Origin of the sequence: Marivivens donghaensis, from assembly GCF_030410045.1 — a bacterium.
GTDB lineage: Bacteria > Pseudomonadota > Alphaproteobacteria > Rhodobacterales > Rhodobacteraceae > Marivivens > Marivivens donghaensis.
Map to the genome: position 1 here is coordinate 1 of NZ_JAUFRA010000010.1, position 7,747 is coordinate 7,747.

At 48.0% G+C, this 7,747-nt stretch carries 5 protein-coding genes and 1 pseudogene; 5 read left to right on the forward strand and 1 reads right to left on the reverse strand.

The window, feature by feature from the left end; genetic code table 11:
- Nucleotides 1–272 precede the first annotated feature (272 nt).
- Nucleotides 273–2,450 (reverse strand): phage/plasmid primase, P4 family, encoded by a 2,178-nt coding sequence (locus QWY83_RS14115; protein ID WP_249947318.1) that lies wholly within the window; start codon nucleotides 2,448–2,450, stop codon nucleotides 273–275.
- A gap of 294 nt (nucleotides 2,451–2,744) precedes the next feature.
- On the opposite strand from QWY83_RS14115, the gene QWY83_RS14120 reads away from it, so the two are divergent.
- From QWY83_RS14120 to QWY83_RS14135, 5 genes and pseudogenes are all read left to right on the forward strand, one after another.
- A complete protein-coding gene (locus tag QWY83_RS14120; RefSeq protein WP_435404541.1) occupies nucleotides 2,745–2,861 on the forward strand; it encodes an integrase core domain-containing protein in 117 nt (38 codons plus the stop codon).
- A 115-nt stretch (nucleotides 2,862–2,976) separates the two neighbouring features.
- Nucleotides 2,977–3,090 (forward strand): helix-turn-helix domain-containing protein, encoded by a 114-nt coding sequence (locus tag QWY83_RS14255; RefSeq protein WP_249947319.1) that lies wholly within the window; start codon nucleotides 2,977–2,979, stop codon nucleotides 3,088–3,090.
- A gap of 396 nt (nucleotides 3,091–3,486) precedes the next feature.
- Nucleotides 3,487–4,074, forward strand: a pseudogene (locus QWY83_RS14260) (PKD domain-containing protein); the annotation flags it as partial.
- A gap of 510 nt (nucleotides 4,075–4,584) precedes the next feature.
- On the forward strand, nucleotides 4,585–5,508 hold the full coding sequence (locus QWY83_RS14130) for an autotransporter domain-containing protein (RefSeq protein WP_249947320.1): 924 nt from the start codon (nucleotides 4,585–4,587) through the stop codon (nucleotides 5,506–5,508).
- A 166-nt stretch (nucleotides 5,509–5,674) separates the two neighbouring features.
- The gene (locus QWY83_RS14135) at nucleotides 5,675–7,096 is read left to right on the forward strand and encodes a hypothetical protein (RefSeq protein WP_290246020.1); all 1,422 of its coding nucleotides are present in this window, start codon (nucleotides 5,675–5,677) and stop codon (nucleotides 7,094–7,096) included.
- Nucleotides 7,097–7,747 lie beyond the last annotated feature (651 nt).

Below are 7,747 nucleotides of genomic sequence, written 5' to 3' on the forward strand. Positions count from 1 at the left end.
GAATGCTCTGTGAGGTCACTACGTCCGTACGCTACAAGCCCAACTCTGTCGCTGAGCTAGGGCACCCCCCCTGCATGGGCCATAGGGGGTACTGGCGTATTACGTATACATGCTCTGCAACACACGAGGATTGGGAGTTGCCTTTTAATACCCACTTCTTCGTGAAGTAGAGAGTGTAGGTAATGTAGGAAGTGTAGGCCAAAACACAAAGTTCCCACAGAATAAACAGTAGAAAGTTTTGCAAAAAGCCTACACAGCCTACACAGGCTACATTAGCCCAACACAGTAGTCATAAACGGAGCGATGCCGTTCCAATGGTTACCACTGGATGTCCTTACCTGATGCACCCCATCAAGCTTCTCAAGTGAACGTTTGAAAGAAGAAGCAGATTGGGCCTTGCGACCACATGCGGCACACCAATCTCGGTAAAGGCTGTATAGCTTAGAGGCTTGATAAGTCTTTCCCAATCCAAGTGTACATTCATCCTGTACCCACTGCATGATGCTATCCATCTGGGTTCTGTATTCATTGATTTGCTCTTGTACGATAGTCGGCGGGTTAAGGCCCTCTTCCTGCCAAGCCAAACAGCCTTCAACTGCCCACTTCAAAATGCCTGGAAGCTCAGCCTGAAGCTTTTGACCAAGTGATTTATCTTGTTGGTCAGCTGAGAATGTTCTGTGGAATGGTATGGCCATAATGCGTCGCCAAATCCCAAAGTCAGTATTGTTGATCTGAGGAAGGCTGTTTGTTGCAAGCCAAAGCTTACCGATGATCATGAACTGAACATATGTTCCATAGAGTGGGCGCCCTTTAAGGGTATCGCCACCTGTCATTTGTTTGATCTTGGCTTCCGCAAGTGATTGGCCTTCCTCAGTCTCGCTCACACTGATTAGTCGTGCGCCAACGAGGTCAACCAAGTCATCTCCGATGGAAGAGCCTTTCCCGTTAGCAATCAATGTTTGCGCTGCTGCGGTTGTTCCATAGCTGCCAAGCAGGTTGTTAATGAGATTGATGAACGTTGACTTTCCGTTTGCGCCGTCACCTACCATGATGAACAAGCACTGTTCCGCAGTAGAACCCGTCAGACTATATCCGATGGCTTTTTGGACGAATCTGATCAATTCGGCATCGCCTTCAAATATCTGCTCAAGAAAGCGAAGGAACTGCGGGCATTCAGCGTCCGATCGATATGGGGTTTCAATCCATTTGCTGATGAGTTGGCTAGGATTGGGGTCGATCAAAAGCCCTGTCCGTAGATCAATCCATGTATCACCAGCCGCCAACAGGAAGGGATCGACATCAAAATCGACCTTTGAAACTGCACAGTTAATAGACGCAAGTCGTGTGATGTTCTCCAGTTTACGGAGGCTTTCAAAGTTTGACAGCCCAGCGGCATCACGGTGGCTGCCCCGTTCAAAGAGGCTTGCCTTGATTTCCCTGATGAACTCGTAAGCAAGCAAGTATATTGAGTGGCGATGATCTAGCTCCCAATGGTTCCCATTCCAAAGCATCCAATCCTTAGTCTCGATTACAAAAACGGCTTTACCCGATAGCCAATTCTCAAAGGCCTTCGCTATGCGAGCCTCGGTCAATTCCGAGCGATCAGTAAACGGTTCAACAAAAGTCGTGCCGATAGCTTGCTTAGCGTTTTCGATGATGGCGTTTGGTTGGGACACACCACAATAAAACCGAACACGCTCGGCGATCCGAGAGGCCGCCTTTTTTCCTACGACTTCTTCCAAACCCTTATAGCCAAGAACTGGGCCATGAGGGTTACTAACCGTGGACTTGACTGCATTTATACGATCGAGAGTTTCAGTATCATGTCGTAGTTCGCATATACGTTGAACGATGTGGATGATCAGGTTTGGCTGTACGCCTTCCTTAGAGCAGAGGCCTGCATAAGCTAAGGCTAAGTCGTGCCTCACACCTCTTTGCCAATGTTGAGCAACTTCAGCACTCGCAGCCAAAAGGTTAACTGCACGGAGAAGGCCTTGATAGTCGATCTCTAGGGCTTCGGCATTGGTGCTTGTAACTTTCAATTCCTGGCCGTTGGGGTGCACTGATGGCGGGACCATTGTTTGCGCACCATCACCTCGAAGCTCAACTAATGTTTCATTACTTCCAGCTGAGAAAACTTTGCGAGGACCGAAAGACAAACCCAGATAGAGGTAGTGTCCGCTCTCTTCAGAGCCTCGGTCAAAGGCAATAGCAGGCTTTGGTAAGATCACTTCTGCAAGAGCTTTTGCCTCGTAGCAATCAAGGTCGACATCCAGAACTCCAGATGCTTCACCTAGCAATAGACCGACATTGTTGCACGTGACGTCTATTTCACCAAACTGTCGCCCTGATTGAGGCCAAGCACTATCAAGCGGCTGTTTCGTTCTAGGTTGGAGGGGGATGAAACACTTATCGGTTTCATGAATCAAAAATGTATATGGAGCCATCATAGCAACCACCTTTCAAGGTAAACGCACGGGCTACGCCCAAAGCGTTTGATTAAGATTTAGATTGTAAGACTCCGTGGCATTACAGCTGTTTAACCTTCAGCCACTAAGGCAGAAGGGGCGGAGTTTTGAGGACGCCTAACTTTTTCGGCTTACGCCTAGTCCTCGGCCAATGCTTCCGCAGTCATAGTACCAAAACTGCCAACACCTGTGAATCCCAAAAATAATAAAAACTATAAAAAAATATTTGAATACAGAGACTTATACTGTCCTTAATGCGTTTGAAATCAACAGCTTATAAACTTGAGACAGCACTACAACACAAAGAGACCACACAGTGCATTGGGCTATCGCCCGCCCGCTCCTGAAGCCATCATACAAATCGATCAGAGGCCAAATATGCACCAACTATAAACTTGGACCGGTTAGATGAGGCTGCTCACTTGAGCGTCAGCGGGAAGGCATCGCCAAGGCCAAGGCTGATGGGACATACAAAGGGCGCAAACCTACTGCACGTGCAAAGACTGATATGGTAAAGCTTGCATTAGAGAATGGTGTGAGCAAACCTCAGATATGTAGAGACTTAGGGATCAGCAGTACAAGTCTTTACAGGATTATTGCTGGTTTAAGGAAGGCGCCATAGGCGATTGCAGTTCAGCTATGATAAACTTCGATCTGACAGTTTCCATGAAAGATGTGGCCCACGTTCTTGAGAGACTTGACTGGAAAGGCTTTTTGTATCAGCGCTGAAGCGTCGACGTAGTTTTAATAGAAGCACCTCAAGAGAGGGTACCTGCTGGACTGTCAGTGGGTAAAATGAACCAGTAGAGACTTCGATTAGCAGCTCTTTACTCGTGGCCTGTACCGCACTCTTAAAGAGCTGCTCCAGAAGTCAACATGCCACAATTGACTAGTTCAGCAGAGAAGCACAACACGATATTGCAGTTGATTGACCTACAATGTAAACGGATGCCAATAATAGGAGAACATGATGTCAAAATTTTCACCCTTACTTACCTTTTTTCTTGCTTTAACCTGCATGAGAGAGGCAAGCGCAGCCGAGGGTGATTTAATAACAACAAACTCCACATTTCAAGAAAGTCTGATCATCACATACGAAGGTCCTGTACGTTCTATTGATACAACCAACTGGCTTACGAGCATTAGTGTTAGCACAGATGGATTAAACTATTTTTCGGTCAATGTGACAAGAGATGTTTCTTCTGACATATATTACGACAGAATTTACGATGCCACCAACCAAGGTTTGACTTGTGGAACAAGCTACACTGTGAAGTCAGGTTCAACCGTACTGAACAGTCAAATTAATTGGGGATGTCCAAATACTGCACCTACAGCCAACGCCGGGCCTGACCAAACGGTTTCCTCAGGAGCTACAGTGGCACTGGATGGGTCTAACTCAAGTGATCCCGACGTAAGCGACACCCTAACTTACACTTGGACTGCACCTAGTGGCAGCGGTATTACGTTGTCCGACAACTCAAGCGCCACCGCTATCCAACCTACTTTCACCGCACCAACTTTGGCTGCAGGTGCTGCGGACCAGGTGCTGACATTTTCGCTGGTTGTAAATGACGGTACCGTCTCTAGTACTGCTGATACCGTAGATATCACAGTTCAGGCACCGACAGTCACTCCAACACCACCGACACCCGCCACTACAGGCGTTTGTTTCTCCACTCAGAACGTAACAGCCACATCATCATTGATTAGTTTCGATACTGGGGTGTCATCTCCTGCAGGTTCAGTCACATATACTCTGACTTGGACGGCAACGACTAACGGTACAGCCTCCGACTGGATGACCGCTGGTGCAAACGTAGGGTACGCTCAAGTGGACCTTACGAGTGCAAACCAAACAGAAACCGTTACCGTTACACAGAGTGCAGCTGCTGATCGTTTTGGTTTCACAAATGGCTCGAACATGAATGGCGTTGGTTTCACGGGTCTCACCATTACTTCTCCAAGCTGTACTTCCTCATCATCTGGCGGCGGTTCCTCCGCAGGTTCTGCTTCCACAGCATCCGCCACTATCATCCAGTCTGATGTCTCTCGTGTGACCCGCAGTGCTGTTACTGCGAACAACAGCATGATGTCGCAGGGTTTGGCTCGTTTCATGCGTGACCGTGAGTCTGGCATGTCCTTGACCGATGCTATCTCCACCAGTGGTCTCAATAGCGTAGTTGTGTCGCCTGAGATGCAAGCCTACGGCGAGACCCTCTTTGGTGGTGGTTCGTTCTTCGGTCAGTCAGTCTCTGCTGATGGTACGTACCGCAAGGTGACCTTTGGTGAGTTCGACGTTCAGCATGAACGTGGTGCTGGCACGACCCTCAGCTTCAATGGTCGGATGGCTTGGGAACGTGCTGCTGGTGAAGACGCAATGATTGCGTACTTCCTCGGCGCTGAAGTGAACCGTTCCAACATCGAAGGCAGCTACACTGGCGATCAGAACCGTTACGGTATCACTGGTGGTATGTATGGCTTCAAAGAGCTAGACGACAAACTCTACCTCTCTGGGTACGGCTCTCTGGGCGTTGCTCGTAGCAGCCTCGACATCACTGATGGTGCTGCAACTCCATCTGTTGTGACTGGTGACTACACCTCCCGCACTATGTCTCTTGGTGGTCAGGTCAGTGGTTCTGTAGACTACGAGACCTACGAACTGCGTCCGTCTGTGAGCTTAAACTACGTAAAGACTTGGGTTGGTGACATCACTCTTGATGAGAACGGCTCATCCATCAACGTAGCTGTAGGCGACACCACTTTCGCAGAACTGATTGCCTCTCCTGAGTTCCTCTTCCCGATGGAACAGCAAGAAGGCAGCAACATGGTGACTGTGGCTTCTGCTGCACCTCGCCTGATCTGTGAACGCAGTGATGCAGCTAACACCGTCACCAAAGAATGCGGTGCTGGTCTAGAGCTTGGCATCAACGGAACCTCTGAGGACGGTGCAACCAACCTCAATGCAAGCATTCGTTTTGACCGAGTAGGCGGCGTAGATCGCCAAGGTCTGAACCTACAGGCTGAGTTCCGCTTCTAAGGAATAGTGCAGGTTAACGAGCATAGGGGCGGCCTTTGGGTCGCCTCTTTTCGTCTTGACGATCTCTCGGAGCATTTGAAGATTTGGATGGGGAAGTGCTACATCTCTTAATCTGATTGAGAGCAAAGTTCCCAGATTATCCACCTAAGCCAGAATAAACCTCAGCATGAAGATACCTGATCTAAGAAACTACGTGAGACCCTACAAACCCGAAGTGGTCTTTTTCCAGCCTGTCTGGGAGGCAAGCAATGATATAGCTGAAGCTCTTGTGGATGAGGTTCTGAGCATCGCTGGCCTTACGCATGACGGTTCGGCAGGACGCAAGAACAAGATTATCGTCGCCAGTATTCTGAGAGCGGGCAAGCAGACCCTTCTTGACCGAGCTTTGACTATCGCCTGTAGCAAGAACAACAACACCTTCTCAGGTTTGGCTAATGGAATAGGCCGAACCGCTGTATGGAATGTCGTAGATGCTCTGCAAGGTAAGCTCCTTGAGCATGTTGCTGGTTCAGGCGCTTGGACGAGATACACGGATGATCTGATTGAGATGATGGGTATGGGGTACACCTATGCGCAGGTTACACATCATAGGTTCACTCCACCGCAAGACTTATCGGATCGCCTAGCCAATGCATCTTTCATTCAAACCTCTGGTAGTCTTGTAGAGATGAATGAGGCGGAGACAGCTTTAGAACGTAGCAAGCGCAAACGGTCTGGAGATACCAACAGTCCTGTAAGAATGTCACGAAAAAGCATTTATCAACAATATGGACGTGACCTAGAGGTTGCTGAACTCGAAGTTAAACAACTGGGAAAGTACTATAGTTTCCATCCTTTGTGCCTTCCTGCTGGCACAGGTCAAACGTCTGACTTTTGCGCTGCTGTTCATCGTGTGTTTCACAATGGTCGGCTTGATGCAGGTGGACGGTTCTACGGCCCTTGGTGCAGCATGAATAGTGACCAACGCTTGAAATGCACGATTGATGGTGAAGCGGTGGTGAGTATTGATCTGAATGCCTCTCAGCCTTTCCTATTTTCTATGCTTATGGGCATCCCGTTAAACATCCAATCCAACACATGGTATGATCTGTATTCGGAGGCATTGGGTGACAAGGTCACGAAAGACGACAGATCAAAACTCAAGAAAGTTGCATTGGAAGTCATTGGAACAGGTAATCCTCGTAAAGCGAAGCCATCGAAGTCGAATGAAGGATTATTTGCTGGCAATGATTGGACTGATTTTCGGGACTTGCTGCTGAAACTTGTGCCAGCGCTGTACACTATGGATACGGAGTACATGAATGGCAGTGGTTTCATTAGCTTTCATGAAGCTGAGATATTGAAGCAAACGCTCTTCAAGTTGAAAGAGGATGATGTACCAGCTTATTCAGTTCATGATTGCATTATCGTTAGAGTGGCAGACAAAGATCATGCCATCTCAGTGTATCGCAAAGCAGTAAATGACTACGTTAAACAGCACTGTAAGAAGTTCAAACGAGTTAATGTTATGGACTGTTATCCAGCTATGTCTGTGTCACAGGATGGTAGGTCTGACTACAGAATAGCGGGTAGTCAGGATGTTCTTTAAGCACGATACATTATCTCTTGGAAGGTAGAAGACCTTTAAGCAGACATTTTGATATAAGGCACTGATAAATAACAATATTGAATTTCTCACATGCTAGTTAAACTGCTAATCCATGCCCCAACTGTTGTTTACACCGGATAGCCTGTCTCTCACTCACAACCTTAGTGCATTACGGGATCAACTCTTGGTTTCAACCAAAGCACCAACCTTACGTGTTTACCGTAAAGCAGTGTAAAGACATCGGTCTGTACACCTAAGTAACACTAGCCCAAGCCCCATGCTCATCACGGGGTAATCTATCAATCCATGCGCTAGAAACAGTCTGGCTACCGAGTATGACTACCCATGGTATGCTCAATAGCTAAGCTACTCTAAGTCATGGACTAGATTTGGTTAAACTAGGACAGTCTTAACCCTGTAAGCTCCACCTCAAGTCCAACTCTATTATGGGAACGCTAAGACAGTTCCACTGAAGCACACCCACACTAACTCGCTCAGCTATTCGTGAGACCAATCGTAAAACCCCGTGTGTTGCAGAGCATGTATACGTAATACGCCAGTACCCCCTATGGCCCATGCAGGGGGGGTGCCCTAGCTCAGCGACAGAGTTGGGCTTGTAGCGTACGGACGTAGTGACCTCACAGAGCATTC